The organism is Shewanella sp. SM20, from assembly GCF_025654545.1.
Classification (GTDB): domain Bacteria; phylum Pseudomonadota; class Gammaproteobacteria; order Enterobacterales; family Shewanellaceae; genus Shewanella; species Shewanella oncorhynchi.
This window is the reverse complement of the sequence record NZ_JAKKRK010000062.1, coordinates 1-24,979: the sequence shown is the minus strand read 5'-3', so window position 1 is coordinate 24,979 and position 24,979 is coordinate 1. Positions and strand designations below refer to the sequence as shown.

Sequence of the window (24,979 nt, the reverse complement as noted above, 5' to 3'; positions counted from 1 at the left end):
AAAGAAGAAGGCGGACGTCACACTCCATTCTTCAAAGGCTACCGTCCACAGTTCTACTTCCGTACAACTGACGTAACCGGTACTATCGAACTGCCAGAAGGCGTAGAGATGGTAATGCCTGGCGACAACATCAAAATGGTAGTGACTCTGATTTGCCCAATCGCGATGGACGAAGGTTTACGCTTCGCAATCCGTGAAGGTGGTCGTACAGTTGGTGCTGGTGTAGTAGCTAAAATCATCGCTTAATTGCGATAGAGATTAGTTTGAAAAGGAAGCTTCGGCTTCCTTTTTTATTTGAGGGCTGGTTTTATTTACAAATTTGTGTAAAATGCTCGCCACTCTGAAGTTAAATAGTTATTTGATGACTATTTACACAGCGGGCTTGATATCCGAATTTAGATAGGTATAATGGCCCCCTCGTCGACCTAGGTTAACGAATTAAATGATTAGTCGCTTAAGTTAATCATTATCATAGCGGCTCCGATTGGGAGTCGAACGGTTAAATCATCTCGCTCTGCTTTTCTATTTAGAAGAAGCTAGAGGGTGATTTTTTATATGTCCATTTTAGGAGCTCTGGTCAATGCAGAACCAAAGAATCCGTATCCGCTTAAAGGGATTTGATCATCGCTTAATTGATCAGTCTACAGCGGAAATCGTTGAAACTGCTAAGCGTACAGGCGCGCAGGTTCGTGGTCCAATTCCACTACCTACTCGCAAAGAGCGTTATACCATTTTGATCTCTCCGCACGTTAATAAAGATGCTCGTGACCAGTACGAATTACGTACACACAAGCGCCTGGTTGACATCGTAGAGCCAACTGAAAAGACTGTTGACGCGTTAATGCGTTTAGATCTTGCGGCTGGTGTCGACGTACAGATTAGCTTGGGTTAATTGAGATCCTAGTAAGAAGAGGTTTGAGAGATGGCTATCGGTCTTATTGGTCGTAAAGTTGGTATGACTCGCATCTTCACTGAAGATGGTGTTTCAATACCAGTTACTGTAATTGAAGTTGCAGGCAACCGTGTTACTCAAGTGAAAACTTTAGAAACTGACGGCTACCGTGCACTTCAAGTTACAACTGGCACCAAAAAAGCCAATCGCATCACTAAACCAGAAGCAGGTCACTTTGCCAAGAGCGGCGTTGAAGCCGGTCGTGGTTTGTGGGAAATGCGTTTGGTAGACGGTGAAGGCGAGGGCATTGAAGTTGGTGCTGAGCTAAATGTTGATATTTTCGCAGACGTAGCGAAAGTTGATGTTACTGGTCAATCAAAAGGTAAAGGCTTCCAAGGCGGCGTTAAGCGTTGGAACTTCCGTACTCAAGATATGACTCACGGTAACTCTTTGTCGCACCGCTCGAATGGTTCTATCGGTCAGAACCAAACGCCTGGTCGCGTATTCAAAGGCAAAAAAATGTCAGGCCATATGGGTGCCGAGCGTGTTACTACTCAAAATCTAGTTGTTGTTCGTGTAGATGTTGAGCGTAACCTGCTACTAGTCCGTGGCGCTGTTCCTGGCGCTACCAATGGCGACTTGATTATCAAGCCTGCCGTTAAAGCTTAAGGTCTGAGGAGATAGTAATGGAATTGGTATTGAAAGACGCGCAAAGCGCTCTTGAAGTTTCCGAAACTACCTTCGGCCGTGACTTTAACGAGGCACTGGTTCATCAGGTAGTTGTAGCATACGCTGCAAACGCGCGTCAGGGCACTCGTGCTCAAAAGACTCGTGCGGAAGTAACTGGCTCAGGCAAAAAGCCTTGGCGCCAAAAAGGAACTGGCCGTGCTCGTGCTGGTTCTGTTAAAGGCCCAATCTGGCGTGGCGGTGGCGTAACATTCGCTGCTAAAACCCAAGATCACAGCCAAAAAGTTAATAAAAAGATGTACCGCGGCGCGCTGAGAAGCATTCTGTCTGAATTGGTACGTCAAGAGCGTTTGGTTATTGTTGAATCTTTCGGTGTTGAAGCTCCTAAAACTAAAGAGCTGAAAGCTAAATTGAAAGCAATGAACCTTGAAGACGTTCTGATTGTGACTGCAGAAGTTGATGAGAACTTATTCTTAGCAGCTCGTAACCTGTACAAGGTTGACGTTCGTGATGTAGCGGGTCTAGACCCAGTGAGTCTGATCGCCTTCAACACTGTGCTTGTGACTGCTGACGCAGTGAAGCAAATCGAGGAGATGCTAGCATGATGATCCGCGAAGAACGTTTGCTAAAAGTTATTCTCGCTCCACATATCTCTGAAAAGAGCACTGTGAACGCTGAGAAGCACAACACTGTTGTTTTCCGCGTAGCTATCGATGCAACTAAAGCTGAAATTAAAGCTGCTGTTGCCAAGCTATTTGAAGTTGAAGTTGATTCAGTTCGCACTTTAGTGAGCAAAGGCAAAACTAAACGCACTGGTGGCCGTACTGGTCGTCGTAGCGATTGGAAAAAAGCCTATGTGACTCTAGCTGCTGGTGCTGACATCGATTTCGTCGGCGGCGCTGAGTAAGCAAAGGAGAATTATCATGGCAGTTATTAAGTGTAAGCCAACCTCTCCAGGTCGTCGCCACGTAGTTAAAGTGGTGAACACTGACCTGCACAAGGGTAAACCTTTTGCTGGCTTGTTGGCGAAAAAATCTAAAAGTGGTGGCCGTAACAATACTGGCCGTATCACTGTCCGTCACGTAGGTGGTGGTCATAAGCAGCATTATCGTCTAATCGACTTCAAACGCGATAAAGATGGTATCCCTGCAAAGATTGAGCGTCTGGAATACGATCCAAACCGTACTGCTAACATCGCGTTAGTATTGTATGCGGATGGTGAGCGTCGTTATATTCTTGCTGCCAAAGGCATGCAAGCTGGCGATAAGATCCAGTCTGGTGTTGCTGCCGAGATCAAAACCGGTAACGCTATGCCACTGCGCAACATCCCAGTAGGTTCTGTAGTTCACGCAGTTGAAATGAAGCCAGGTAAAGGTGCTCAGATCGCTCGTTCTGCAGGTGCTTATGTACAAGTTGTTGCTCGTGATGGCGCATATGCCACTCTACGTCTTCGCTCTGGCGAAATGCGTAAAGTGCCAGTTGATTGCCGCGCGACATTTGGTGAAGTTGGTAATGCCGAACACATGCTACGCCAGTTAGGTAAAGCAGGTGCTAAGCGCTGGAGAGGCATACGTCCTACAGTGCGTGGTGTTGCAATGAACCCAGTAGACCATCCACACGGTGGTGGTGAAGGCCGTACTTCTGGTGGTCGTCACCCAGTGACTCCATGGGGTGTGCCAACTAAGGGTTATAAAACTCGTAGTAACAAGCGCACTGACAAGTACATCGTACGTCGTCGTAATAAATAGTAAGAGGATTCGCCATGCCACGTTCTCTCAAGAAAGGTCCCTTCATTGACCTGCACTTGCTGAAGAAGGTAGAGAAAGCGATGGAAGCCGGTGACAAAAAGCCTATTAAGACTTGGTCACGTCGCTCTATGATCATTCCAAATATGATTGGTTTGACCATCGCTGTCCATAATGGTCGTCAGCACGTTCCTGTGTTCGTAACTGACGAAATGATCGGCCACAAACTTGGTGAATTTTCACCAACTCGCACTTATCGCGGCCATGCTGCAGATAAGAAAGCGAAGAAGCGTTAATACGGGAGGAATAAGATGGAAGTTTTAGCTAAACATCGTTTTGCCCGTACGTCTGCGCAGAAGGCCCGTCTGGTTGCTGATCAAATTCGTGGATTGCCTGTTGCTAAGGCCCTCGAAATTTTGACTTTCAGCCCCAAGAAAGCCGCCGTACTGGTTAAAAAAGTACTTGACTCAGCTATCGCAAACGCCGAACACAACGAAGGCGCGGATATTGATGAGCTTAAAGTCGGAGCCGTCTTCGTAGATGAAGGCCCAACTATGAAGCGTATCATGCCACGTGCTAAAGGCCGCGCTGATCGTATCATGAAGCGTACCAGCCACATTACTGTGGTTGTATCAGATCGCTAGGAGAGAGCAATGGGACAGAAAGTACATCCTAATGGTATCCGTCTGGGTATCACCAAGCCTTGGATCTCTACCTGGTACGCAGATAAATCAGATTACGCAAGTAACCTGAACAGCGACTGGGAAGTGCGTAAGTTTCTTGTAGAGAAATTACAAGCTGCTTCAGTATCTAAGATTGTTATCGAGCGTCCAGCGAAAAGCATCCGCGTTACCATTCACACTGCCCGTCCAGGTGTTGTGATCGGTAAGAAAGGTGAAGACGTTGAAGTATTGCGTGCTGCAGTGTCAAAACTTGCTGGCACTCCTGCTCAAATTAACATCGCTGAGATCCGTAAACCTGAGCTAGATGCCAAGTTAGTTGCTGACTCTATTGCACAGCAATTAGAGCGTCGCGTAATGTTCCGTCGTGCTATGAAGCGCGCAGTTCAAAACGCAATGCGTATTGGTGCTCAAGGTATCAAAGTACAAGTTAGTGGCCGTTTAGGCGGAGCTGAGATTGCGCGCGATGAGTGGTATCGTGAAGGTCGTGTACCTTTACATACTTTGCGTGCTGATATCGACTATTCTACATCTGAAAGTCACACCCAATACGGTGTGATTGGCGTTAAAGTTTGGATCTTCAAAGGTGAAGTTCTAGACGGAATGCTGCCACAGATTGAAGAGCCGAAGCAGCAGCAACCTAAGCGCAAGCCTCGTGGTAAATAGGAGAGCCGGCAATGCTGCAACCTAAACGTATGAAGTTTCGCAAGATGTTCAAAGGCCGCAACCGCGGTCTAGCGAACGGTACCGAAGTTAGCTTTGGTACTTTTGGTCTGAAAGCAGTCGGCCGTGGCCGTTTAACTGCACGTCAGATCGAATCTGCACGTCGTGCCATGACACGTCACATTAAGCGTCAGGGACAAATTTGGATTCGAGTTTTCCCGGACAAGCCGATTACCTCTAAGCCTCTTGAAGTGCGTATGGGTAAAGGTAAAGGTAACGTTGAATACTGGGTATGTCAGATTCAACCTGGTAAGGTTCTTTATGAGATGAATGGTGTTTCTGAAGTGATCGCTCGTGAAGCGTTTGCTTTGGCTGCTGCCAAGCTTCCAATTAAGACTACCTTCGTAACTAAGACGGTGATGTAATGAAAGCGAGCGAACTGAGAGAAAAGAGCGTTGAAGAACTGAACGCTGAACTACTTGGTCTGCTGCGTGAGCAGTTCAACCTGCGTATGCAACACGCCACTGGTCAGTTGACTCAGACTAATCAACTGAAATTGGTGCGCCGTAACATTGCGCGCGTTAAGACCATTATTACTTCTAAGGCGGGTGCATAATGTCTGATAAAATCCGTACTTTGCAGGGTCGTGTAACTAGCAACAAAATGGACAAGTCCATTACTGTTGCTATCGAACGCCAAGTGAAACACCCAATTTATGGGAAATACATTAAGCGTACGACAAAGATCCATGCACATGACGAAACGAATCAGTGCAATGAAGGCGATTTAGTAGCGATTCGCGAATGTCGTCCTTTGTCTAAGACTAAGTCTTGGACCCTGGTTGAAGTAGTATCAAAGGCCTAAGTTAATTAGGTATTTAGGTAAACGGCTCCAGAATGTGGGGCCGTTTGTTTTTTAATACTATACATTCCACTTTTATGGTGTTATATTTGCGCGCCATTTTTGACTAAATTAATAGCAAAAATGAGTGTTTTTATTGTCCCATAGTGGGAATTGTGTAGTAACGATAGCGGAGCACTTAAAATGATCCAAATGCAATCGACTCTTGACGTTGCTTGTAACAGCGGCGCACGCAGAGTTCAGTGTATTAAGGTCTTGGGTGGCTCTCATCGTCGTTATGCCGGTATCGGCGACATCATCAAAGTTTCTGTTAAAGAAGCGATTCCTCGCGCTAAAGCGAAGAAAGGCGATGTGTATAACGCGGTGGTAGTCCGTACTAAGAAAGGCGTACGTCGTCCAGACGGTTCTGTCATTCGCTTCGATCGGAATGCAGCTGTTCTTTTGAACAACAACCTGCAGCCGATTGGTACTCGTATCTTTGGACCAGTGACACGTGAATTGCGTAATGAGCAATTTATGAAAATTGTCTCGCTGGCACCAGAAGTACTGTAAGGAGCTTCAAAATGGCAGCTAAAATACGTCGTGAAGACGAAGTGATTGTATTAGCAGGTAAAGACAAGGGTAAACGTGCAAAAGTTTCTCAAGTCCTTCCTACTGGTAAATTGATTGTTGAAGGCATCAATCTTGTCAAAAAACACCAAAAGCCAAACCCACAATTGGGCGTAGCTGGCGGTATTGTTGAGAAAGAAGCACCGATACAAGCATCAAATGTAGCGATTTTCAACTCTGCCACTGGCAAAGCTGATCGCGTTGGTTTCCGCTTTGAAGACGGCAAAAAAGTTCGTTTCTTCAAATCGAACAGTGAACTCGTTAAGTAATTGGAGTAAACGATGGCGAAACTGCATGATAAATACCAAGAGACTGTTGTCGCTGAACTTGCTAAAAAGTTCGGTTATACCAGTGTCATGCAAGTCCCTCGGATTGAGAAAATCACCCTGAACATGGGTGTTGGCGAAGCTGTTGCAGACAAGAAAATCATGGACCATGCTGTCCGTGATATGACTGCAATCGCTGGTCAAAAGCCAGTTGTGACTGTAGCTCGTAAGTCAGTTGCTGGTTTTAAAATCCGTGAAGGCTACCCTATTGGCTGTAAAGTGACCCTACGCGGTGAGCGTATGTGGGAATTCTTAGAGCGTTTAGTCGATATCGCAATCCCACGTATTCGTGACTTCCGTGGCTTAAGCGCTAAAGCGTTTGACGGCCGTGGTAACTACGCAATGGGCGTGCGTGAGCAGATCATCTTCCCAGAAATCGATTACGATAAAATCGATAAGATTCGTGGTATGGATATTGTTATCACTACTACTGCGAAGAATGATGAAGAAGGTCGTGCTTTGTTAGACGCTTTTAACTTCCCATTCAAGAAATAAGGGTAGCGTAATGGCAAAAACATCAATGAAAGCACGTGAAGCTAAACGTGCACAGCTCGTGGCCAAGTACGCTGAAAAGCGTGCGGCTCTTAAGACTATCATTGCAAGTCCAGCTTCTTCTGACGAAGATCGTTGGGATGCGGTTCTTAAGCTGCAAGCTCTACCACGTGATTCCAGCGCTGCGCGTCAACGCAATCGTTGTAATCAAACTGGTCGCCCTCATGGCTTCTTACGTAAATTCGGCTTAAGCCGTATCAAATTACGTGAAGCAACCATGCGTGGTGAAGTTCCTGGCCTGCGTAAGGCCAGCTGGTAAGCACTTGTCACGGAGTAAGCTAATATGAGCATGCAAGATCCTATTGCGGATATGTTAACCCGTATTCGTAACGGCCAAGCTGCTAACCACGTATCAGTGAAGATGCCTTCAGCTAAGTTGAAAGTCGCAATTGCGAAACTACTTAAAGATGAAGGTTATATTGCTGATTACGCCGTAGCAGATGAAGCCAAGCCTGAACTGGAAGTTACTTTAAAGTATTTCCAAGGCCAACCAGTCGTTGAGACTATCCAGCGTGTAAGTCGCCCTGGTCTTCGTATTTACAAAGGTAAAAACGAACTTCCAAAGGTGATGGGCGGTCTGGGTGTCGCAATTGTGTCCACTTCTAAAGGCTTGATGACTGATCGTGCCGCCCGCCTTGCAGGCATGGGTGGCGAGGTTATCTGCTACGTAGCTTAAGGAGCTAGGAATGTCTCGTGTAGCAAAAGCACCAGTATCTATTCCAGCTGGCGTAGAGGTGACCTTGAACGAACAGACCCTTACCGTCAAAGGCGGAAAAGGTAGTCTGACTCGAGTGATCAACAATGCGGTCAATGTTGTTATTGAAGCCGGCGTAGTTAAGTTCCTCCCTGTTGAAGGCGTTGTTAACGCTTGGGCACAGGCTGGTACAACTCGTGCATTAGTAAACAACATGGTTGTTGGTGTATCTCAAGGTTTTGAGCGTAAGTTAAAGTTAGTTGGCGTTGGTTACCGTGCGAAACTCGTCGGTGCTGATATTGACCTTACTTTAGGTTTCTCTCATCCGTTAGTACACAAACTGCCCGCAGGCGTTACTGCAGAGTGCCCTAGCCAAACTGACATCGTCCTACGTGGCGTTGATAAACAGTTAATTGGCCAAGTCGCTGCTGAGATTCGCGGATACCGTCCACCAGAGCCATACAAAGGCAAAGGTGTTCGCTATGACGACGAAGTAGTACGCCGTAAAGAGGCTAAGAAGAAGTAGGTAACGCGATATGGATAAGAAAACATCTCGCTTACGTCGCGCTACTCGCGCTCGTAAGAAGATCCAAGAGCTGGGCGTGAACCGTCTGGTTGTACATCGTACACCGCGTCACATTTATGCTCAGGTGATCAATCCTGAAGCTCAGGTGTTGGCAGCTGCTTCAACCGTAGAAAAAGCGGTTAAAGAGCTACTGAAGAGTACCGGTAACGTAGACGCAGCGAAAGCAGTAGGTAAATTTGTTGCTGAGCGCGCGATCGAAAAAGGCGTAACTTCAGTTGCGTTCGATCGTTCTGGTTTCAAGTATCACGGTCGTGTAGCTGCTTTAGCAGATGCAGCTCGTGAAGCTGGCCTGAAGTTCTAAGGGGTTATAAAATGGCTAAATTAGAAGCTCAGCAAAAAGACGATCTGCAAGAGAAATTAATTGCAGTTAATCGTGTTTCTAAAGTAGTTAAGGGCGGTCGTATCTTTAGCTTCACAGCACTGACAGTAGTGGGTGACGGTAACGGTAAGATTGGCTATGGCTATGGCAAAGCACGTGAAGTTCCAGCCGCGATTCAAAAAGCGATGGAAAAAGCTCGTCGTAACATTGTGACCGTTGAGTTGAATGCAGGTACTCTGCATCACCCAGTTAAAGGTCGTCATACTGGTTCACTTGTGTACATGCAACCTGCATCACAAGGTACTGGTATTATTGCCGGTGGCGCAATGCGTGCCGTATTGGAAGTAGCAGGCGTGCATAACGTTCTGTCAAAAGCATACGGTTCTACTAACCCGATCAACATCGTTCGCGCGACTGTCGATGCATTGGTGCACATGAAGTCACCTTCGCAAATCGCAGCTAAGCGTGGCCTGAATGTTGACGAAATTCGGGGGTAATGCACCATGGCAACTAAAACTGTAAAAGTTACTCAAACTAAAAGCGGTATCGGTCGTTTACCGAAGCACCGTGCAACCCTAACGGGTCTTGGTTTGCGTCGCATTGGTCACACTGTTGAATTAGAAGATACTCCTTCTGTTCGCGGTATGATCAACAAGGTCTACTACATGGTTAAGGTGGAGGATTAATAGATGCGTTTAAATACTCTATCTCCAGCTGCAGGCTCTAAGCATGCACCAAAGCGTGTAGGCCGTGGTATGGGCTCAGGTCTAGGTAAAACAGCGGGTCGTGGTCATAAAGGCCAAAAGTCTCGCTCTGGTGGCGGTGTACGCCCAGGATTCGAAGGTGGTCAAATGCCACTGAAAATCCGTTTACCTAAATTTGGTTTTACCTCGCGTCGCGCTATGGTAACAGCTGAAGTTCGTGTACTCGAACTGGCAAAAGTTAACGGTGATGTTATCGACTTAAACGCTCTGAAAGATGCGAACGTAATAACTCGCAACATCCAGTTTGCGAAAATTGTTCTTTCAGGTACCATTGAGCGCCCTGTGACTGTTAAAGGTCTGAAGGTAACCAAAGGTGCACGTGCAGCTATTGAAGCTGCCGGCGGTAAGATCGAGGAATAATACGTCGATGGCAAAACCAGGACTTGATTTAAAAAGCGCGAAAGGTGGACTTTCTGAATTGAAAGCTCGCCTCCTGTTCGTGATTGGTGCGATTATCGTCTTTAGAGCCGGTTCGTTTGTGCCAATTCCTGGTATTGACGCAGCTGTATTAGCAGAGCTGTTTGCTCAGCAAAGTGGAACCATCCTTGGCATGTTTAACATGTTCTCGGGTGGTGCCCTTGAGCGTGCCTCTATCTTTGCATTAGGTATTATGCCGTACATTTCGGCATCGATTATCATGCAACTGTTGACTGTCGTACATCCTGTACTCGCTGAATTGAAAAAGGAAGGCGAATCAGGACGTAAGAAAATCAGTCAATATACCAGATGGGGTACCTTAGTGCTGGGTACATTCCAGTCGGTCGGTATTGCAACCGGGTTACCAAACTTAGTGCCAGGCCTTGTGGTCAACATTGGATTTGGATTCTACTTTGTTGCGGTTGTGAGCTTAGTGACAGGAACTATGTTCCTTATGTGGCTAGGTGAGCAAATTACCGAACGTGGTATAGGTAACGGTATCTCGATTTTGATTTTCGCAGGTATTGTTGCTGGATTACCTTCCGCTATCGGCCAAACGGCTGAGCAGGCGCGTCAAGGTGACTTGAATGTGTTAGTATTGTTGTTGCTCGCGGTAATTGTGTTTGCAGTGACTTATTTTGTAGTGTTTGTGGAACGTGGTCAGCGTCGTATCGTCGTTAACTATGCTAAGCGTCAGCAAGGCCGTAAGGTGTTCGCTGCGCAAAGTACCCATCTACCGCTGAAAATAAACATGGCAGGTGTTATACCGCCAATTTTTGCGTCAAGCATCATTTTGTTTCCTGGAACACTGGCTCAGTGGTTCGGTCAAAATGAGTCCATGTCATGGTTAAGTGATTTTTCACTGGCTGTGTCACCTGGACAACCGCTTTACTCATTATTATATGCAACAGCGATTATCTTTTTCTGTTTCTTCTATACTGCGTTGGTGTTTAACCCGCGTGAAACAGCAGATAACTTGAAGAAGAGTGGTGCATTCATCCCTGGGATCCGTCCTGGAGAACAGACTTCGCGTTACATTGATAAAGTTATGACCCGTTTGACATTGGCAGGCGCGTTATACATAACCTTTATCTGCTTAATTCCGGAGTTCATGTTAATTGCGTGGAAAGTACAGTTCTATTTCGGCGGTACTTCACTACTAATTATGGTAGTCGTAATCATGGACTTCATGGCTCAGGTTCAGACGCATATGATGTCTCATCAGTATGAGTCTGTGATGAAGAAAGCTAACCTAGTTAACAAAGCGAATTTAGATCGCTTTGGTCGCTAAGTAGCTTTACGGAGTGATGAAATGAAAGTTCGAGCTTCCGTGAAGAAGATCTGCCGTAACTGCAAGATCGTCAAGCGTAGTGGCGTTGTACGCGTTATCTGTGTTGAACCAAAACACAAACAGCGTCAAGGCTAAAAAGTAATTTGTTCAGCCCATGAATTGGGCTGAACAAAATTTTGTTTGCAAATCTGTCGACTGTCGAGTATCCTTTCGGGCTTTTCGCAGTTGGCCTTTAACTTTAAGGAGTGCATAGTGGCCCGTATCGCTGGCATTAACATTCCTGATCAAAAGCATACAGTCATCGCATTGACTGCAATTTTCGGCATCGGCCGTACTCGCGCTAGAGCAATCTGCGCGGCTACAGCAATCGCTGAAACTGCTAAGATCAAGGAATTGAGCGAAGCTCAAATAGACACACTACGCGAAGAAGTCGCCAAATACCTAGTAGAAGGTGACTTACGTCGTGAGATTTCAATGAACATCAAGCGTCTTATGGATCTTGGTTGTTATCGTGGTCTCCGCCATCGCCGTAGCCTGCCTCTCCGTGGGCAACGTACTAAGACCAATGCGCGTACGCGTAAAGGTCCACGTAAACCTATTAGAAAGTAACGGGAAGGTAAAGCAATGGCTAAAGTTCCGTCACGTTCTCCGCGTAAGCGCGTACGTAAACAGGTTGCAGATGGCATGGCTCATATCCATGCTTCTTTCAACAACACTATTGTCACCATTACAGATCGTCAAGGTAATGCGTTGTCATGGGCTACTTCAGGTGGTTCAGGTTTCCGTGGTTCACGTAAATCTACTCCATTTGCTGCACAGGTGGCTGCTGAGCGTGCAGGTGCTGCTGCTCAAGACTACGGTTTAAAAAACCTTGAAGTGTTTGTGAAGGGTCCAGGTCCAGGTCGTGAGTCAGCCATTCGTGCGCTGAACGCTGTTGGTTATAAAATTACCAACATTACCGATGTGACGCCGATCCCTCATAATGGTTGTCGTCCTCCTAAAAAGCGTCGTGTATAACGCCGTTTCATTAGGATAGTTGGAGAAAGATCATGGCAAGATACTTGGGTCCCAAGCTCAAGCTCAGCCGCCGAGAAGGTACAGACCTTTTCTTAAAAAGCGGTGTGAGAGCAATCGATTCAAAGTGTAAACTGGAAACTGCACCTGGACAACATGGCGCTCGTAAGCCACGTTTGTCAGAGTACGGTACTCAGTTACGCGAAAAACAAAAAGTTCGTCGTATTTACGGTGTGTTAGAAAAACAATTCCGTAACTATTACAAAGATGCTGCACGTACTAAAGGCAACACAGGTGAAAACCTGCTTCAGCTTTTAGAAACCCGTCTTGATAACGTTGTTTATCGTATGGGCTTCGGTGCAACTCGTGCAGAATCACGTCAGCTAGTAAGCCATAAATCTATTATGGTTAACGGTCGTGTTGTTAACATTCCATCATTCAAAGTGTCTGCGAATGATGTTGTGAGCATCCGCGAGAAGTCACGTACTCAAGCTCGTATTAAAGCGGCTTTAGAAGTGGCAGCTCAACGCGAGAAGCCTACATGGGTTGAAGTCGACAACGCGAAAATGGAAGGTGCTTTCAAGCGCGTTCCAGAACGTAGCGATTTGTCTGCGGAAATTAACGAACAGCTGATCGTCGAGCTTTACTCTAAGTAAGGCTAACAAACAAGAGAGGACACAATGCAGGGTTCTGTTACAGAATTTCTTAAACCGCGTCTCGTTGATATCGAGCAGGTTAACTCAACACGTGCCAAGGTTACATTGGAACCACTTGAGCGTGGTTTCGGCCACACTTTAGGTAACGCGTTGCGTCGCATCCTATTGTCGTCTATGCCCGGCTGCGCGGTTACCGAAGTCGAGATTGACGGTGTACTGCACGAATACAGCAGTAAGGAAGGCGTTCAAGAAGATATCCTTGAGATCTTGTTAAACCTGAAAGGGTTAGCAGTGACCATCGAGGGTAAAGACGAGGCTATGCTTACGTTGAGCAAGTCCGGCGCAGGCCCTGTCATCGCAGCAGATATCACGCATGATGGTGATGTCACTATCGTGAATCCTGATCATATTATCTGTCATCTGACAGGTAACAATGATATCAGCATGCGTATTCGCGTTGAGCGTGGTCGTGGTTATGTACCAGCATCTGCTCGTGCACAGACCGAAGACGATGATCGCCCAATCGGCCGCTTGCTGGTTGATGCTTCTTTCTCGCCAGTTGCACGTATTGCCTACAATGTAGAAGCAGCACGTGTAGAACAGCGTACTGACTTAGATAAACTCGTTATCGATATGACCACAAACGGTACTATCGATCCTGAGGAAGCTATCCGTCGTTCTGCAACTATTCTGGCTGAACAGCTAGATGCGTTTGTAGAGTTACGTGACGTGACTGAGCCAGAGCTGAAAGAAGAGAAACCGGAATTCGATCCGATTCTGCTGCGTCCTGTCGACGATTTAGAGCTAACTGTACGTTCGGCTAACTGCTTGAAAGCCGAAGCGATTCATTACATCGGAGATCTGGTACAGCGCACTGAAGTTGAGTTGCTGAAAACCCCGAACTTAGGTAAGAAATCTCTTACTGAAATTAAGGATGTTTTAGCTTCTCGCGGACTGTCGTTAGGTATGCGTTTGGAAAACTGGCCTCCAGCTAGTTTAGCAGACGACCTATAAGTCTCAGGTTTGTACAGATTTAGGTTATAAGGATTAGGTCATGCGCCATCGTAAGAGTGGTCGTCAACTAAACCGTAACAGCAGTCATCGCCAAGCCATGTTTCGCAACATGGCCGGTTCACTAGTTCGTCATGAGATCATCAAGACAACTGTGGCTAAAGCGAAAGAACTGCGTCGCGTAGTTGAGCCTCTGATAACACTTGCTAAGAGTGACAGCGTTGCAAACCGTCGTTTAGCGTTTGCACGTACTCGCGACGCTGAAGTCGTTGGTAAGTTATTTACTGAGTTGGGTCCACGTTACCAGGAACGTCCTGGTGGCTATACCCGTATCCTTAAGTGCGGTTTACGTGCTGGTGATAAAGCCCCTATGGCTTACATCGAGCTAGTTGGTCGCCCAGAAGCTGCTCAAGCTGTTGATGTTGAAGCTGCTGAGTAATTAAGGTTACACTTTTAAAAAGCCGGGCATTAGCCCGGCTTTTTTATGCCTTTTTAACTATTTCACCCAAAGTGTGGTTTTCTCGATTTCTTTTGGGAGGATGATATTCCATTTGGATAAGCCTTTCTGGCTAAACATGTATTTTCCAAGATCATCTGTTACTGGGAAAATATTTTCGGGTTTCTCGCCGCCGAGTATTTTTGTCGCCATATTCGCTGCAATCTTGCCATGATGATAGCCATCGAGAACATAGCCACCAATATTGCCTTCAGCAGAGACACTAAATCCCCAAAACCCAAAATTCGGTACCGGAGTATGTTCAGATATCCATTTTAGAAGCTGATCTGCATCTACTGAGCGATTATCTGCATCTCTAACTGTGTGGTATAGCGCCACGACTATAGCGTTATAACCCTGTTCCTTCGCGGTCAATACATTCCGCTGCCAATCTGTTAGCTGTGACAATTGCACTAAATTAACTTCGATATCGCCTAACATGCTTGAGTGTTGTTTACTGATGTATTCAGCCGCTGAGTCAGAGGTGACTCCTTGGTCGAATAGAACTAAGATTTTTCTATGTACAGTCTGCGGTAGTAAACGTTGAATGAGCAGTAGAGAACGTCGTAGTAGTGGTCTCTCAATGACGCCTGTGAAGCGTTTGTGTTCATTGAGATGATATTCTCTAGGATTCATGTTCACCCCTAAATAGACTACTGGGATTAGGCTGTCATTTAGGCGCTGGTGTAAGAGATTAACCGCATTATCATCGGCGAGAATAACCAATTGAGGTGCTTGTTGTTGAATGTATTTCCATGCTAAGTCAGCCCGTTCAGCAAATTGCTCTTGGGGTAAGTGTTTGGTATCCATCTCGAAATAACTAACATCGTGGTGAGGGCTGAGCGTGTCATAAATCGCTTGATAGTATTCTTGGTCCCATTGATAGCTATGATGGTAGCTTTCGATAACAACAACTTTAGCAGCAATGGCTTCCTGAGAGAGGCCTACCAAGCAGATAATTAGGAAGCTTAGAATGTGTTGCAAACTAGAGTTTAGTTGTCTTATTTGAATCATATGCAGTCTTAGGTATTGGCGCTGCCTAGAGTATAGTCCACCTTTAATTGTGCATATTGAGATAATAAAAAAGCCTCACTAGTTATTAAGCTAGGAGGCTTAGTTTGTACGCTATTGCTGATCCATCAATAACCTACTTAGTATCAGGTGCCTTTTGCTGGCTATAATCTAACTTTTCGTGCTTTTGGCCCATGGCTTCAGCGACTTCTGGTGGCATGTAGTTTTCATCATGCTTGGCGAGTACTTCAGTTGCTTCTAGTTTGCCATCAGCACCCAGTACACCCTGAGCAACAATGCCTTGTCCTTCACGGAAAAGATCGGGCAATAGGTCGTCATAAGTGACCAGTACTTCGCCACCGAGGGAGTCATGCACTGCAAATTCGACATGCAAGCTTTTGGGATCTCGCACCATAGAACCTACTGTCACCATTCCGCCGACACGAATACGTTGGCCAATTTCAGGTTTTACGCCAGTGTCTGTCTTGCCGTGGACAATTTCAGACGGAGTATAGAATAAGTTCAAGTTGGAGTTCAGCGCATAGAGCAAAAGCGAAGTAATCGCAGCAACGCCACCGATTAATGCTACAGCTAATGTCAGTCTTTTTTTGCGTCTTGGGTTCACGATTTAGTACTCCTGGTTTCTTTTAGGCGTTCTTCTCTATCCATCTTCTTCGCGATATCAATTAACACCTTACGCTTTTGGCGTGCGCTGGTAATGATGAGCGTAGAGAGGCAGAAGAAGGTCACTCCGTAGGATAGCCATACATAGAATGCATAGCCGCCCATATTAAAAAAATCACTGATTGAATCGAATTGCATCATTTGACCTCCTCCGCTTTAGCTAGTTCACGAACCCAAGGGCGCATGCCATTTCTTGCTAAAATTTCTGCTCTAAAACGAACAATAGTGATGGCGCCAATCATAAGACCGAAGCCCAGTATGTTAATTAACAGTGGATAGAGCATTTCTGTCGACATTGTCGATTTCTCAGTAATGCGTATTGTCGACGGTTGATGTAATGAGCTCCACCATTCAACTGAGTATTTGATGATAGGAATATTGATCACACCGACGATCGCTAAGATCCCTGCTGCACGAGCTGCGAGCACTTTATCCTCAAATGAGGCATAGAGCGAGATCACACCTAGATATAGGAATAGTAATACCAGCTCAGAAGTTAAGCGTGCATCCCATACCCACCAAGCACCCCACATAGGTTTGCCCCATGCTGCTCCGGTAAAGAGTGCTATAAAGGTGATTACTGCACCAATGGGAGCAATAGATGCTGCAGCCCAGTCGGCAAGTTTTATTTGCCAAACTAGACCGATAAAGGCCGCGGTTGCCATACCCATATAAGCCGCCATTGACATAGACGCGGCAGGAACATGGATAAAGATAATACGGTAACTATCACCCTGCTGGTAATCCGTCGGCGCGAAAACGAGTCCCCAAGTAGTGCCAACTGCAATCAATAGACCGGCTAAGATCGCAAACCATGGAAATAACGTTCCTGATAATTTATATGCGCGTTCAGGATCCGCGTAAGGGTGTAACCATTTCCACATTTTAGTTAGTACTCACTCGCAGAGATGCACCAATTGCAAAAGGTGCTAAGGTTAACGATCCGACCAGCATAGCGCCTATTATAGCGAGCTGACCATCATAGGGTAAATTCATTCCTGCCGCGTCTATAGCACTCGTTGCAAAAATGAGTACTGGGATATATAAGGGCAAAATAAGTAAGCTGAGTAACACGCCGCCTTTCCTTAGACCGACGGTTAATGCCACACCTATAGCACCTAACAGCGACAATACTGGCGTGCCTAGCGCAAGCGTCGAAATTAACGCACCGTAGCTGTTGCCGTCTAGATTGAGTAATACCGCTAACAGTGGTGCGATAATAATCAGTGGCACACCAGTTAAAATCCAGTGGGCTAACACTTTAGCTAATACGAGAATGGCTAATGGCTGTGGGCTTAATAGCATTTGTTCTAAGCTACCATCACTAAAGTCGGCTTTGAAAAGCCTTTCAAGTGACAACATTGATGCTAATAATGCGGCGACCCAAATTATCCCCGGTGCCACACGTGCTAACATTTGCGGCTCTGGTCCAATTCCCAGCGGAAACAAGGTAACGACCATAATAAAAAATAGCAGTGGGTTAAAAATGTCGCCGCGGTGGCGAATAGCAATTTTAAGATCTCGCTGCAGCAAGGTGAAAAATGCTTGGGTAAAACTGATGCCTCTTTTCATTGAGCCTGACCTTATATGAAGCGATAATCGAGACGAATTTTACGAAGCCTATCATCTGTGATAATGCCCATATCTTGGTGAGTTGTAAGGATCACACAGCCACCATTATCCGCATGCTGAATAAATAACTGCTCCAGTTCTTCGACGCCTTTTTTATCAATTGCAGTAAAAGGTTCGTCAAGGATCCAAATTTTACAGTTGCTATGCCACAATCTTGATAGCGCTGTTCTGCGATGCTGGCCTGCGGATAAATGCCCCGCGAGAGCTTCTTCAAAGCCCGTTAAATTTACTTTGGCTAAAATCTCTGACGTATCAAAGTCATCATAACCACTGATTCTTAAATTGAAATTAAGGTTTTCTTCGGCAGTCAGCTCGCATTTCACGCCAGCTAAATGGCCTAAATACAAGAGGTCTTCATTGTATTCATCGCGGCAACGGTTTATGTCTTCATTAATGTAAAAAGTTTGTCCGGCATAGGGGCGAGAAAGGCCCGCCAATATGCGTAATAAACTGGTCTTGCCTGCGCCGTTAGGGCCTTCAATCTGAACAATGTCACCGGCATTTATATCAAAACTTAACTCATCAAAAAGGATGCGTTCTTCGCGGATACAGGTCAGCTTGCTGGCTGACACTAATGTGGTTTCTTTAGTTATATTTGTCACTGAACCCTCTATCTCAAGCCGGAAGGAAACACAAGTCATTCTAACACAAACGTTATTGGGGGTTTACTCTTGGTTTGCACTAGATGTCAGCAATATGATGTGGTTCCAATAACCGCAATATTTATCGAACTTTTTTACGACTTGCTAATATATTAACGAATTTGTCATCCTTGTCGCCTGATTCATTTTGTGTTGAGATTCTAATCACAAAAAGATGAGATTTCTTGAAGTTTGTAGTAATCTTAGTCGGCTATAATGAGTCTGCCTAAGTAAGGGCGGCGCCGAGCTTTGTACGTATTTGCATTAGGAACATTGAACATGAAAAAACTGTTAGCAATGACTGCTGTCGCTGCTTTGACTATGTCAGTTAACGCTTCAGCTCAAGATGCTGAGGCTATTTATAATAAGGCATGTACCGTATGCCACAGTATGGGTGTTGCTGGTGCTCCAAAAGTACACAACGCTGCAGAATGGGAACCACGCTTAGCTAAGGGTGTTGACGCTCTAGTGAAGAGTGTGAAAACTGGTCTGAATGCTATGCCACCAGGTGGTATGTGTACTGATTGTACTGATGATGATTACAAAGCTGCTATCAAATTTATGTCTACAGCTAAGTAATTCTTCAGATATAAAAAAACCGGCGAAAGCCGGTTTTTTTATATCTGCAATTAACTGCGATTTATTGCACTTGAGTATCAAGTACTAGGTTCGCTGTATCGCCTACGGCGACTTTACTGATCTTGCCTTGAATATCACCCGTTTGCGGTTTGATATTACCTTGTTTAGACAGCACAGCGATCACTTCCACATTGGCTGCATCGCTTAACTTCACATCACCACCCATACCGCTGCTGTCATCTAATGTCACTGTAATCGGGAAAGACTTAGCACTGACTTTGGTTGCAGCTAATGGGACTTTAGGTCCTTCAGTTGCACGGGCAAAGATGAAAATGGTGTCTTCTGGACTGGCTTTAGCCGCAAGTTCTGCAGAGATAGATATAGTGACATTGACCGATTTAGCACTCGCTTTGACTTGCTTATGTGCATCATCATTTGGCATGCCAGCGGTTTCCGACTGCATGCGTAAGTTAGCGGTTTCGATTGCATTCATAAGAGCTGCACGATCAACGTCGGCACGACCGCTATCTAAAATCGTTTGCCAAGAGGTGATGGCTTTCTTGTAGTCAGCAGTAAAGAAAGCATCCATACCCACGAGCAGTAGCGTTGAAGGATCTTGGGCATCCATAGCTAAGGACTCATCGATAAGAGCTTGGATTTGCGGTGTCATTTGTTGACCCGCTTTGTAATACATCGCCGTTGCTTTTGGACCGAGCAATTCTGCATGCTTTCCGACTAATTCGATTACTTTATCGAAAGCCGCAATCGCTTTATCGTATTGGTTTGCTGATACATAAGCATGACCTAAGCTAAACCACAGTTGGCTGTTTTCTGGCTCGGCTTTAACTTGAGCTTCCATCATCTGCACGCGTTGCATCATGATTTGAGCCGTATCCATTCCTGCATGTGGATTCGCAGGTTGTTGAGCACTATCAATATTCTCGAAGGCACCTAAGTGTTGATAGAGATAGCCTGAGATAACAATCAAACAAACTGACATGATCGACGGCCACAGAATCGTCTTTGGCTTTATTTGGTTGACCAATGAATCGTCGTTCGCTTGTTTGATGTCTTGGAGTAGACTGATTTCCAGTTCTTTCTTCAATGCATCAAATTCGGCTTGATCGAGTAGCTCTTCACTTAATTCTTTTTCAAGAACGCCTAAGCGCTCATTGAACAATTCAAGGTTCGTTTGTTTACGAACTCCAGCTTCTTCCGTTTTCAGCAATTTTTGCTGTCTGAAGTGCGGGATCCAAATCAGCATCAGGCCGACTAACATAACAAGCGCAATAAAAATCCAAAATGTCGTCATTGTTTCTATATTCACTTTAGTTTGCAGAAAGCGGAGTAACCGCTAGGCTTGGAAGCAAGATTATACGTAAAGATTGTTCATTGAACAGTAATATAAGGTAATCCCAGTGCTGAAAGCTTATAGTTGGGCACTGGTTCACAAATTGATTCTTCTTGTAAATTTTGTATGAAACTTAAGTGTCATTTGTCGGTCACATGCAGAACTGAGCCTCTTCCGTGACTTTCATCGACCTCTAAAATTGAGAATGAGACAAGTAACCCAGTTTTGTACGAAAGAGGCAGACAGGAACAATAGCAAATACTAAAATGAGCAAAATTTCGTGCATTTGCGTGAATAGCATGTTGTGCGTTGAGATAGAGTCTTTCTAAATCAACATATTATTGAAGACTGAGGAAAACCCATGATCCCAGAACTTGGACACTTTGCGTTGATAATAGGGGTGGCTTTTGCCTTCTTATTAATCAGCGTCCCCCTAATAGGTGTTGCCAGAAAAGACCAATACCTTGTTAGGTACGCTTGGCCATTAACGTACGGAATGTTCTTTTTTATTACCTTATCTGTTGTCGTGCTGGCTTATAGTTTTGCCGTCGATGATTTCTCGGTCGCCTATGTGGCACATCATTCAAATTCTCAGTTACCTATCTTCTTTAAGATCTCGGCCGTATGGGGCGGTCATGAAGGGTCACTGTTATTTTGGGTGTTTGCTTTATCAACTTGGGCGGCTGCGGTTGCCTTGTTTAGCAAAGGTTTAGAAGAAGTGTTTACTGCCCGTGTGCTGGCAGTATTGGCTCTTATTGTGATTGGCTTTAGTTTGTTTATGCTACTCACATCTAGCCCATTTGAACGTTTATTCCCGATCCCAGCCGAAGGTCGTGACTTAAATCCAATGCTGCAGGACGTGGGATTAATCTTCCATCCTCCTATGTTGTACTTGGGTTATGTGGGCTTCTCTGTAAGCTTTGCATTTGCGATTGCTGCGCTGATGAGCGGCCGTCTCGATTCTGCATGGGCTCGTTGGACTCGTCCATGGACATTGGCTGCTTGGACCTTCCTTACGGGCGGTATCGCACTAGGATCTTGGTGGGCTTATTATGAATTAGGTTGGGGCGGTTGGTGGTTCTGGGATCCTGTTGAGAACGCCTCTTTTATGCCTTGGTTAGTGGGTACTGCGCTTGTTCACTCTTTGATTGTGACTGAGAAACGCGGCGCCTTCCGTAACTGGACTGTATTACTGTCTATTTTCGCTTTCTCTTTAAGTTTGCTTGGTACCTTTATTGTTCGCTCTGGTGTATTAACCTCAGTGCATTCATTCGCAGCCGATCCAAGCCGCGGTATGTTCATCCTGTTGTTACTTGGTTTAGCTGTTGGCGGTTCATTAACACTGTTTGCTTTACGTGCCAGTGAAATGAGTAGTCCTGCCCGTTTCGAGCTTAAGTCTAAAGAAACAATGCTCTTAGTATGTAACGTGCTACTGACGGTTGCCGCAGGTACGGTACTATTGGGTACATTATATCCATTGCTCATCGACGCGCTTGGCATGGGTAAGATCTCTGTTGGACCCCCATACTTTAATGCGGTGTTCGTGCCTATCGTATTAGTGCTATTTGGCTTTATGGGTATTGGTCCAATTATTCGTTGGAAAAAATCGAAAGCGGGCGAGCTTAAGCGTCAGCTATTGATCCCAGCAATGATTGCTGCTGCTATCGGTATTGTGACTCCTTTTATCGTCGATGGTGCATTCAATATTTGGGTTGCCTTTGGTATTGCTGCCGCGGCTTGGATTATTCTGGCTACCGCAAGAGCGGCCTATAACATGGTCAAGTCGAAAGAAGGTGATATCAGCATCAGCCGCATGGGCCGTAGTCAGCTTGGTATGATCTTTGCGCATCTCGGTATTGCCGTTTCTGTGATTGGTGCCACTATGGTGTCAAATTACTCGATTGAGAAAAGTGTTCGTATGGGACCTGGTGTAAGCCAAGAACTTGCCGGTTATACTTTTAAGTATCTCGAGACCAAAAACGTAGTGGGTCCTAACTACACTGCACAGCAGGGACAGATAGAGATCTACAAGGGCGATGAGCTACTGACATTACTAAAACCCGATCGTCGTCAATATAATGTGCGAACTATGGATATGACAGAAGCCGGTATTGACTGGGGTCTATTCCGTGACTTGTACGTAACTATGGGTGACCCTATTACCAGCACTGAATTTGCGGTTCGTTTAAACTATAAGCCGTTCGTGCGTTGGTTATGGTTTGGGGCAATTTTCATGATGATAGGTGGATTCTTCGCTGCATCGGATAAACGTTACCGTGCGAAAGTCACTGCAGCCGTCGCGCCTTTGGCCGAAAAGGCAAAATTGGCAACGGCTCAATAATTGGGGAATGTATGAAGAAGTTGGTTCTGTTTATCCCATTGGTCATATTTCTCGCCATGGGGGTGTTTCTATATAAAGGGTTATTTCTGAATCCGCAGCAATTGGATTCAGCACTGGAAGGGAAGCCTATTCCGGCTTTCCAACTGGAACGCCTAGAAACACCGGCTGAGATCATAACGAATGAGCAATTAAAAGGTAAGGTATCATTACTTAACGTATGGGCGACGTGGTGTCCATCTTGTAAATATGAGCATCCTTTCTTAGTGATGCTAAAACGTAAAAATCTGCTGCCAATTTACGGGATCAACTATCGTGATGAGCGTGTTCCTGCGTTAGAAGAGTTAAAACGTCAGGGCGATCCCTACAACGTTAATATCTATGATAAAGATGGGCGTTTAGGATTAGATCTTGGCGTTTATGGTGCTCCAGAGAGTTTTATTGTTGATCACAACGGTATTATCCGTTTCCGTTATGCAGGTCCAATAGACCAACGCGTATGGAGTGAAACCCTTTACCCTATGATCCAACAATTACAAGCTGAAGCAGCGAAGGATGGCGCAGCATGAGAACGCTGATTAAAATCATGGGTGGTCTAGTGCTGATGTTCAGCATGACGACTGCCGTCATGGCAACACCAGTTGATACTTACGAATTCAAGTCGCCTGAAAATCAAAAGCGTGGTTTGTCTTTGGCCCATGAACTACGTTGTCCACAGTGTCAAAACCAAAATTTGATCGACTCCAATTCACCCGTTGCTCGAGATCTGCGTCTTGAGGTATTCAAGATGGTTGACGAAGGAAAAGGGGATGATGAGATCATCGAGTTTATGACCAGTCGTTACGGTGAGTTTGTTCTTTATAAACCTAAGATGGAAACCAAGACCTACATTCTCTGGTTAGGTCCTATTGGTTTATTACTTCTGGGTCTAGTGATTGGATTCATCTTCATTCGTAAGCAACGTATTGGCGGTAATGTGCCGAACGAAATTAGCGCAGAAGATCAGCGCGAGTTAGATACCTTGCTAAAGCGCAATACAAAATGAAGCATAAAGTCATAACGGCATTCATGTTGTCATCCATTCTTTTGGTATTTGTTGCTGGGGTCGCGCATGCGTACCCTGGTATGCAGCAAACGGCTAAACCGATGGAATCAACGGTTGATTTGATCAATGTACTGCCAAAGACTTTTCCTATTGAGCCTGTTGCCTTTAATGATGTCGATGGTAAAGCTATCGACTTCAGCCAATTTAAAGGCAAGATCATTATGGTTAACATGTGGGCGACTTGGTGTCCGCCATGTGTCAGAGAGTTGCCTGCAATCGAAAGGTTAGCAACTAAGTTCAAGACTGAAGATTTTGTCGTGCTGCCTATCTCTATTGATGCAGAAGGTAAGCAGCAGGTTCAGCCGTTCTTAAGTTCATTGGGTATGGCGAATTTCAACTCTTACTACGATCAACCACAAAGTCTTGGGAACGTTTTTCCGCTCGACACGATTCCTGCGACCTTTATTCTTGATCAACAGGGTCAATTAATTGCCTTTGTTCGATCCTATGTTGATTGGGATGACGTAAAAGCTGTCTCGCTAATCCAAGGTTTTATCGATAAAGGCAGCAAAAAGCCCAATTAATGGGCACTTTGCATGTAAAATAATCGCCATCGTTTAAAAGATCGCCATGCGATCTTTTTTCATTTAAAAAGCCCTTGCATAAAAAGTTTCACTGCCTATAATGCGCATCCACTGACACGGCAGACAGCGTTAAGCAGCCTGATGTGACAGTTCATCGATGAGTTTAGTGATTGATGAGTGTTGAGAAAGTTTGCAAAAACTCCTTGACGCGAAACGGGAAATGCGTAGAATACGCAGCCCTAGCCAACTGGAAGCGTTCGGCGCTCAGTGTGGTACTCACCTTATCTTATGAGGTTGAGTTGCTCTTTAACAAGATAAAACAAGAAATCTGTGTGGACACTCACAGGTGTTGAGTTAATCGAAACTGCTTAACCTTCGGGTTGGCAGTCAAAAATTTAAATCAATGTAACAATGAGTGTTCATAGCAATATGTACAGTTTGTTTCTTTAGTTAGAAGCAAAAAATCAGAATTCATTGAGCCGCTGAAGTCGCAAGACGGAAGCAACAAAACTTTAATTGAAGAGTTTGATCATGGCTCAGATTGAACGCTGGCGGCAGGCCTAACACATGCAAGTCGAGCGGCAGCACAAGGGAGTTTACTTCTGAGGTGGCGAGCGGCGGACGGGTGAGTAATGCCTAGGGATCTGCCCAGTCGAGGGGGATAACAGTTGGAAACGACTGCTAATACCGCATACGCCCTACGGGGGAAAGRRGGGGACCTTCGGGCCTYYCGCGATTGGATGAACCTAGGTGGGATTAGCTAGTTGGTGAGGTAATGGCTCACCAAGGCGACGATCCCTAGCTGTTCTGAGAGGATGATCAGCCACACTGGGACTGAGACACGGCCCAGA

40 protein-coding genes, 1 rRNA gene and 1 pseudogene are annotated in these 24,979 nt (G+C 45.5%); 35 read left to right on the top strand and 7 right to left on the bottom strand.

Annotated features, from left to right (window positions below):
* The 29 genes and pseudogenes from tuf to rplQ all read left to right on the top strand — a co-directional run.
* A pseudogene (gene tuf, locus L5M18_RS20105) lies at positions 1-246 on the top strand (elongation factor Tu); the annotation flags it as partial.
* A gap of 334 nt (positions 247-580) precedes the next feature.
* Positions 581-892 carry a 30S ribosomal protein S10 gene (rpsJ, locus tag L5M18_RS20100; RefSeq protein ID WP_006083601.1) on the top strand — a complete coding sequence of 104 codons (312 nt, stop codon included), beginning with the start codon at positions 581-583 and terminating at the stop codon, positions 890-892.
* 30 nt (positions 893-922) lie between these two features.
* Positions 923-1,561, top strand: a complete 639-nt coding sequence (rplC, locus tag L5M18_RS20095) for a 50S ribosomal protein L3 (protein ID WP_006083600.1) — start codon at positions 923-925, stop codon at positions 1,559-1,561.
* 17 nt (positions 1,562-1,578) lie between these two features.
* Complete coding sequence (rplD, locus tag L5M18_RS20090; protein WP_113941598.1) at positions 1,579-2,184, top strand: 50S ribosomal protein L4; 606 nt, start codon at positions 1,579-1,581, stop codon at positions 2,182-2,184.
* Positions 2,184-2,486, top strand: a complete 303-nt coding sequence (rplW, locus tag L5M18_RS20085) for a 50S ribosomal protein L23 (RefSeq protein WP_025008843.1) — start codon at positions 2,184-2,186, stop codon at positions 2,484-2,486. Before rplD ends, rplW begins: the two co-directional genes overlap by 1 nt.
* 16 nt (positions 2,487-2,502) lie before the next feature.
* Complete coding sequence (gene rplB, locus L5M18_RS20080) at positions 2,503-3,327, top strand: 50S ribosomal protein L2 (RefSeq protein WP_006083597.1); 825 nt, start codon at positions 2,503-2,505, stop codon at positions 3,325-3,327.
* A 14-nt stretch (positions 3,328-3,341) separates the two neighbouring features.
* Positions 3,342-3,620 (top strand): 30S ribosomal protein S19, encoded by a 279-nt coding sequence (rpsS, locus tag L5M18_RS20075; protein WP_006083596.1) that lies wholly within the window; start codon positions 3,342-3,344, stop codon positions 3,618-3,620.
* Positions 3,621-3,635: 15 nt separating this feature from the next.
* A complete protein-coding gene (gene rplV, locus L5M18_RS20070) occupies positions 3,636-3,968 on the top strand; it encodes a 50S ribosomal protein L22 (RefSeq protein WP_006083595.1) in 333 nt (110 codons plus the stop codon).
* A gap of 9 nt (positions 3,969-3,977) precedes the next feature.
* Positions 3,978-4,670, top strand: coding sequence for a 30S ribosomal protein S3 (rpsC, locus tag L5M18_RS20065; RefSeq protein ID WP_006083594.1), 693 nt, complete (start codon positions 3,978-3,980; stop codon positions 4,668-4,670).
* Positions 4,671-4,681: 11 nt separating this feature from the next.
* Positions 4,682-5,092 (top strand): 50S ribosomal protein L16, encoded by a 411-nt coding sequence (gene rplP / locus L5M18_RS20060; RefSeq protein ID WP_006083593.1) that lies wholly within the window; start codon positions 4,682-4,684, stop codon positions 5,090-5,092.
* Complete coding sequence (gene rpmC / locus L5M18_RS20055) at positions 5,092-5,283, top strand: 50S ribosomal protein L29 (protein ID WP_006083592.1); 192 nt, start codon at positions 5,092-5,094, stop codon at positions 5,281-5,283. The genes rplP and rpmC overlap by 1 nt, the downstream gene beginning before the upstream one ends.
* On the top strand, positions 5,283-5,531 hold the full coding sequence (gene rpsQ, locus L5M18_RS20050) for a 30S ribosomal protein S17 (RefSeq protein ID WP_006083591.1): 249 nt from the start codon (positions 5,283-5,285) through the stop codon (positions 5,529-5,531). Before rpmC ends, rpsQ begins: the two co-directional genes overlap by 1 nt.
* A gap of 180 nt (positions 5,532-5,711) precedes the next feature.
* A complete protein-coding gene (gene rplN, locus L5M18_RS20045; protein WP_006083590.1) occupies positions 5,712-6,080 on the top strand; it encodes a 50S ribosomal protein L14 in 369 nt (122 codons plus the stop codon).
* An 11-nt stretch (positions 6,081-6,091) separates the two neighbouring features.
* Complete coding sequence (gene rplX, locus L5M18_RS20040; protein WP_006083589.1) at positions 6,092-6,406, top strand: 50S ribosomal protein L24; 315 nt, start codon at positions 6,092-6,094, stop codon at positions 6,404-6,406.
* A gap of 12 nt (positions 6,407-6,418) precedes the next feature.
* Positions 6,419-6,958 carry a 50S ribosomal protein L5 gene (gene rplE / locus L5M18_RS20035; RefSeq protein ID WP_006083588.1) on the top strand — a complete coding sequence of 180 codons (540 nt, stop codon included), beginning with the start codon at positions 6,419-6,421 and terminating at the stop codon, positions 6,956-6,958.
* 10 nt (positions 6,959-6,968) lie between these two features.
* Positions 6,969-7,274, top strand: coding sequence for a 30S ribosomal protein S14 (gene rpsN, locus L5M18_RS20030; RefSeq protein WP_006083587.1), 306 nt, complete (start codon positions 6,969-6,971; stop codon positions 7,272-7,274).
* Positions 7,275-7,298: 24 nt separating this feature from the next.
* Positions 7,299-7,691, top strand: coding sequence for a 30S ribosomal protein S8 (gene rpsH, locus L5M18_RS20025; RefSeq protein ID WP_006083586.1), 393 nt, complete (start codon positions 7,299-7,301; stop codon positions 7,689-7,691).
* Positions 7,692-7,701: 10 nt separating this feature from the next.
* Entirely contained in the window at positions 7,702-8,235 is a 534-nt protein-coding gene (gene rplF / locus L5M18_RS20020) for a 50S ribosomal protein L6 (RefSeq protein WP_105251036.1), read from the top strand.
* 10 nt (positions 8,236-8,245) lie between these two features.
* Positions 8,246-8,596, top strand: coding sequence for a 50S ribosomal protein L18 (gene rplR, locus L5M18_RS20015; RefSeq protein WP_006083584.1), 351 nt, complete (start codon positions 8,246-8,248; stop codon positions 8,594-8,596).
* 11 nt (positions 8,597-8,607) lie between these two features.
* Positions 8,608-9,111 carry a 30S ribosomal protein S5 gene (rpsE, locus tag L5M18_RS20010; protein ID WP_006083583.1) on the top strand — a complete coding sequence of 168 codons (504 nt, stop codon included), beginning with the start codon at positions 8,608-8,610 and terminating at the stop codon, positions 9,109-9,111.
* Between the two features lie 6 nt (positions 9,112-9,117).
* A complete protein-coding gene (rpmD, locus tag L5M18_RS20005; RefSeq protein WP_006083582.1) occupies positions 9,118-9,300 on the top strand; it encodes a 50S ribosomal protein L30 in 183 nt (60 codons plus the stop codon).
* A 3-nt stretch (positions 9,301-9,303) separates the two neighbouring features.
* Positions 9,304-9,738, top strand: coding sequence for a 50S ribosomal protein L15 (gene rplO / locus L5M18_RS20000; protein WP_006083581.1), 435 nt, complete (start codon positions 9,304-9,306; stop codon positions 9,736-9,738).
* A 7-nt stretch (positions 9,739-9,745) separates the two neighbouring features.
* Positions 9,746-11,086: a preprotein translocase subunit SecY gene (gene secY, locus L5M18_RS19995; RefSeq protein ID WP_263198377.1), complete on the top strand. Its 1,341-nt coding sequence runs from the start codon at positions 9,746-9,748 to the stop codon at positions 11,084-11,086.
* A 21-nt stretch (positions 11,087-11,107) separates the two neighbouring features.
* Positions 11,108-11,221: a 50S ribosomal protein L36 gene (gene rpmJ, locus L5M18_RS19990; RefSeq protein WP_006083579.1), complete on the top strand. Its 114-nt coding sequence runs from the start codon at positions 11,108-11,110 to the stop codon at positions 11,219-11,221.
* 117 nt (positions 11,222-11,338) lie between these two features.
* Entirely contained in the window at positions 11,339-11,695 is a 357-nt protein-coding gene (rpsM, locus tag L5M18_RS19985) for a 30S ribosomal protein S13 (RefSeq protein WP_011787581.1), read from the top strand.
* A gap of 15 nt (positions 11,696-11,710) precedes the next feature.
* On the top strand, positions 11,711-12,103 hold the full coding sequence (gene rpsK / locus L5M18_RS19980; protein ID WP_006083577.1) for a 30S ribosomal protein S11: 393 nt from the start codon (positions 11,711-11,713) through the stop codon (positions 12,101-12,103).
* 32 nt (positions 12,104-12,135) lie between these two features.
* The gene (rpsD, locus tag L5M18_RS19975) at positions 12,136-12,756 is read left to right on the top strand and encodes a 30S ribosomal protein S4 (RefSeq protein WP_006083575.1); all 621 of its coding nucleotides are present in this window, start codon (positions 12,136-12,138) and stop codon (positions 12,754-12,756) included.
* Positions 12,757-12,780: 24 nt separating this feature from the next.
* Positions 12,781-13,770, top strand: a complete 990-nt coding sequence (locus L5M18_RS19970; protein WP_006083574.1) for a DNA-directed RNA polymerase subunit alpha — start codon at positions 12,781-12,783, stop codon at positions 13,768-13,770.
* Between the two features lie 40 nt (positions 13,771-13,810).
* Positions 13,811-14,206 carry a 50S ribosomal protein L17 gene (rplQ, locus tag L5M18_RS19965; protein WP_006083573.1) on the top strand — a complete coding sequence of 132 codons (396 nt, stop codon included), beginning with the start codon at positions 13,811-13,813 and terminating at the stop codon, positions 14,204-14,206.
* Between the two features lie 57 nt (positions 14,207-14,263).
* On the opposite strand, the gene L5M18_RS19960 is transcribed toward rplQ, so the two are convergent.
* From L5M18_RS19960 to ccmA, 6 genes are all read right to left on the bottom strand, one after another.
* Positions 14,264-15,214 (bottom strand): ABC transporter substrate-binding protein, encoded by a 951-nt coding sequence (locus L5M18_RS19960; protein ID WP_263198374.1) that lies wholly within the window; start codon positions 15,212-15,214, stop codon positions 14,264-14,266.
* Between the two features lie 196 nt (positions 15,215-15,410).
* Positions 15,411-15,899, bottom strand: a complete 489-nt coding sequence (gene ccmE, locus L5M18_RS19955; RefSeq protein ID WP_105251038.1) for a cytochrome c maturation protein CcmE — start codon at positions 15,897-15,899, stop codon at positions 15,411-15,413.
* Entirely contained in the window at positions 15,896-16,096 is a 201-nt protein-coding gene (ccmD, locus tag L5M18_RS19950; protein ID WP_105253042.1) for a heme exporter protein CcmD, read from the bottom strand. The genes ccmE and ccmD overlap by 4 nt, the downstream gene beginning before the upstream one ends.
* Positions 16,096-16,842 (bottom strand): heme ABC transporter permease, encoded by a 747-nt coding sequence (locus L5M18_RS19945; protein ID WP_105251039.1) that lies wholly within the window; start codon positions 16,840-16,842, stop codon positions 16,096-16,098. The genes ccmD and L5M18_RS19945 overlap by 1 nt, the downstream gene beginning before the upstream one ends.
* A 1-nt stretch (position 16,843) precedes the next feature.
* Complete coding sequence (gene ccmB, locus L5M18_RS19940; protein WP_006079706.1) at positions 16,844-17,530, bottom strand: heme exporter protein CcmB; 687 nt, start codon at positions 17,528-17,530, stop codon at positions 16,844-16,846.
* Between the two features lie 11 nt (positions 17,531-17,541).
* Positions 17,542-18,192: a cytochrome c biogenesis heme-transporting ATPase CcmA gene (gene ccmA / locus L5M18_RS19935; RefSeq protein ID WP_131525727.1), complete on the bottom strand. Its 651-nt coding sequence runs from the start codon at positions 18,190-18,192 to the stop codon at positions 17,542-17,544.
* Positions 18,193-18,510: 318 nt separating this feature from the next.
* Here ccmA and L5M18_RS19930 point away from each other — a divergent pair, with 318 nt between their 5' ends.
* A complete protein-coding gene (locus tag L5M18_RS19930) occupies positions 18,511-18,810 on the top strand; it encodes a c-type cytochrome (RefSeq protein WP_105251041.1) in 300 nt (99 codons plus the stop codon).
* Between the two features lie 61 nt (positions 18,811-18,871).
* Here the strand turns inward: L5M18_RS19930 and ccmI are convergent, their stop codons facing one another.
* On the bottom strand, positions 18,872-20,122 hold the full coding sequence (ccmI, locus tag L5M18_RS19925) for a c-type cytochrome biogenesis protein CcmI (protein ID WP_168827730.1): 1,251 nt from the start codon (positions 20,120-20,122) through the stop codon (positions 18,872-18,874).
* Between the two features lie 400 nt (positions 20,123-20,522).
* Between ccmI and L5M18_RS19920 the strand changes: the two genes are divergently transcribed.
* The 5 genes from L5M18_RS19920 to L5M18_RS19900 all read left to right on the top strand — a co-directional run.
* The gene (locus L5M18_RS19920) at positions 20,523-22,502 is read left to right on the top strand and encodes a heme lyase CcmF/NrfE family subunit (protein ID WP_113941594.1); all 1,980 of its coding nucleotides are present in this window, start codon (positions 20,523-20,525) and stop codon (positions 22,500-22,502) included.
* Positions 22,503-22,513: 11 nt separating this feature from the next.
* Positions 22,514-23,068 carry a DsbE family thiol:disulfide interchange protein gene (locus L5M18_RS19915; RefSeq protein WP_105251044.1) on the top strand — a complete coding sequence of 185 codons (555 nt, stop codon included), beginning with the start codon at positions 22,514-22,516 and terminating at the stop codon, positions 23,066-23,068.
* A complete protein-coding gene (nrfF, locus tag L5M18_RS19910; RefSeq protein ID WP_198573869.1) occupies positions 23,065-23,544 on the top strand; it encodes a heme lyase NrfEFG subunit NrfF in 480 nt (159 codons plus the stop codon). Before L5M18_RS19915 ends, nrfF begins: the two co-directional genes overlap by 4 nt.
* A complete protein-coding gene (locus L5M18_RS19905) occupies positions 23,541-24,128 on the top strand; it encodes a TlpA family protein disulfide reductase (RefSeq protein WP_263198373.1) in 588 nt (195 codons plus the stop codon). Before nrfF ends, L5M18_RS19905 begins: the two co-directional genes overlap by 4 nt.
* A gap of 513 nt (positions 24,129-24,641) precedes the next feature.
* Positions 24,642-24,979: ribosomal RNA gene (locus tag L5M18_RS19900) — 16S ribosomal RNA — on the top strand; the annotation flags it as partial.

Excerpts from the sequence above, each read along its gene's own strand:
- rplF (WP_105251036.1), top strand. The coding sequence starts at position 7,702 with ATGTCTCGTGTAGCAAAAGCACCAGTATCTATTCCAGCTGGCGTAGAG.
- rpsK (WP_006083577.1), top strand. The coding sequence starts at position 11,711 with ATGGCTAAAGTTCCGTCACGTTCTCCGCGTAAGCGCGTACGTAAACAG.
- rpsS (WP_006083596.1), top strand. The coding sequence starts at position 3,342 with ATGCCACGTTCTCTCAAGAAAGGTCCCTTCATTGACCTGCACTTGCTG.
- L5M18_RS19915 (WP_105251044.1), top strand. The coding sequence starts at position 22,514 with ATGAAGAAGTTGGTTCTGTTTATCCCATTGGTCATATTTCTCGCCATG.
- rplQ (WP_006083573.1), top strand. The coding sequence starts at position 13,811 with ATGCGCCATCGTAAGAGTGGTCGTCAACTAAACCGTAACAGCAGTCAT.
- rpsC (WP_006083594.1), top strand. The coding sequence starts at position 3,978 with ATGGGACAGAAAGTACATCCTAATGGTATCCGTCTGGGTATCACCAAG.
- rplV (WP_006083595.1), top strand. The coding sequence starts at position 3,636 with ATGGAAGTTTTAGCTAAACATCGTTTTGCCCGTACGTCTGCGCAGAAG.
- L5M18_RS19905 (WP_263198373.1), top strand. The coding sequence starts at position 23,541 with ATGAAGCATAAAGTCATAACGGCATTCATGTTGTCATCCATTCTTTTG.
- rpsD (WP_006083575.1), top strand. The coding sequence starts at position 12,136 with ATGGCAAGATACTTGGGTCCCAAGCTCAAGCTCAGCCGCCGAGAAGGT.
- rplC (WP_006083600.1), top strand. The coding sequence starts at position 923 with ATGGCTATCGGTCTTATTGGTCGTAAAGTTGGTATGACTCGCATCTTC.
- ccmB (WP_006079706.1), bottom strand. The coding sequence starts at position 17,530 with ATGAAAAGAGGCATCAGTTTTACCCAAGCATTTTTCACCTTGCTGCAG.
- rpmC (WP_006083592.1), top strand. The coding sequence starts at position 5,092 with ATGAAAGCGAGCGAACTGAGAGAAAAGAGCGTTGAAGAACTGAACGCT.
- rplE (WP_006083588.1), top strand. The coding sequence starts at position 6,419 with ATGGCGAAACTGCATGATAAATACCAAGAGACTGTTGTCGCTGAACTT.
- rpsJ (WP_006083601.1), top strand. The coding sequence starts at position 581 with ATGCAGAACCAAAGAATCCGTATCCGCTTAAAGGGATTTGATCATCGC.
- rpsQ (WP_006083591.1), top strand. The coding sequence starts at position 5,283 with ATGTCTGATAAAATCCGTACTTTGCAGGGTCGTGTAACTAGCAACAAA.
- nrfF (WP_198573869.1), top strand. The coding sequence starts at position 23,065 with ATGAGAACGCTGATTAAAATCATGGGTGGTCTAGTGCTGATGTTCAGC.
- rplX (WP_006083589.1), top strand. The coding sequence starts at position 6,092 with ATGGCAGCTAAAATACGTCGTGAAGACGAAGTGATTGTATTAGCAGGT.
- rpsH (WP_006083586.1), top strand. The coding sequence starts at position 7,299 with ATGAGCATGCAAGATCCTATTGCGGATATGTTAACCCGTATTCGTAAC.
- rpmD (WP_006083582.1), top strand. The coding sequence starts at position 9,118 with ATGGCAACTAAAACTGTAAAAGTTACTCAAACTAAAAGCGGTATCGGT.
- rplN (WP_006083590.1), top strand. The coding sequence starts at position 5,712 with ATGATCCAAATGCAATCGACTCTTGACGTTGCTTGTAACAGCGGCGCA.
- L5M18_RS19945 (WP_105251039.1), bottom strand. The coding sequence starts at position 16,842 with ATGTGGAAATGGTTACACCCTTACGCGGATCCTGAACGCGCATATAAA.
- rplB (WP_006083597.1), top strand. The coding sequence starts at position 2,503 with ATGGCAGTTATTAAGTGTAAGCCAACCTCTCCAGGTCGTCGCCACGTA.
- ccmI (WP_168827730.1), bottom strand. The coding sequence starts at position 20,122 with ATGACGACATTTTGGATTTTTATTGCGCTTGTTATGTTAGTCGGCCTG.
- L5M18_RS19970 (WP_006083574.1), top strand. The coding sequence starts at position 12,781 with ATGCAGGGTTCTGTTACAGAATTTCTTAAACCGCGTCTCGTTGATATC.
- secY (WP_263198377.1), top strand. The coding sequence starts at position 9,746 with ATGGCAAAACCAGGACTTGATTTAAAAAGCGCGAAAGGTGGACTTTCT.
- rpmJ (WP_006083579.1), top strand. The coding sequence starts at position 11,108 with ATGAAAGTTCGAGCTTCCGTGAAGAAGATCTGCCGTAACTGCAAGATC.
- rplR (WP_006083584.1), top strand. The coding sequence starts at position 8,246 with ATGGATAAGAAAACATCTCGCTTACGTCGCGCTACTCGCGCTCGTAAG.
- L5M18_RS19930 (WP_105251041.1), top strand. The coding sequence starts at position 18,511 with ATGAAAAAACTGTTAGCAATGACTGCTGTCGCTGCTTTGACTATGTCA.
- ccmD (WP_105253042.1), bottom strand. The coding sequence starts at position 16,096 with ATGCAATTCGATTCAATCAGTGATTTTTTTAATATGGGCGGCTATGCA.
- rplP (WP_006083593.1), top strand. The coding sequence starts at position 4,682 with ATGCTGCAACCTAAACGTATGAAGTTTCGCAAGATGTTCAAAGGCCGC.
- rplW (WP_025008843.1), top strand. The coding sequence starts at position 2,184 with ATGATCCGCGAAGAACGTTTGCTAAAAGTTATTCTCGCTCCACATATC.
- rpsN (WP_006083587.1), top strand. The coding sequence starts at position 6,969 with ATGGCAAAAACATCAATGAAAGCACGTGAAGCTAAACGTGCACAGCTC.
- rplO (WP_006083581.1), top strand. The coding sequence starts at position 9,304 with ATGCGTTTAAATACTCTATCTCCAGCTGCAGGCTCTAAGCATGCACCA.
- rplD (WP_113941598.1), top strand. The coding sequence starts at position 1,579 with ATGGAATTGGTATTGAAAGACGCGCAAAGCGCTCTTGAAGTTTCCGAA.
- rpsE (WP_006083583.1), top strand. The coding sequence starts at position 8,608 with ATGGCTAAATTAGAAGCTCAGCAAAAAGACGATCTGCAAGAGAAATTA.
- L5M18_RS19920 (WP_113941594.1), top strand. The coding sequence starts at position 20,523 with ATGATCCCAGAACTTGGACACTTTGCGTTGATAATAGGGGTGGCTTTT.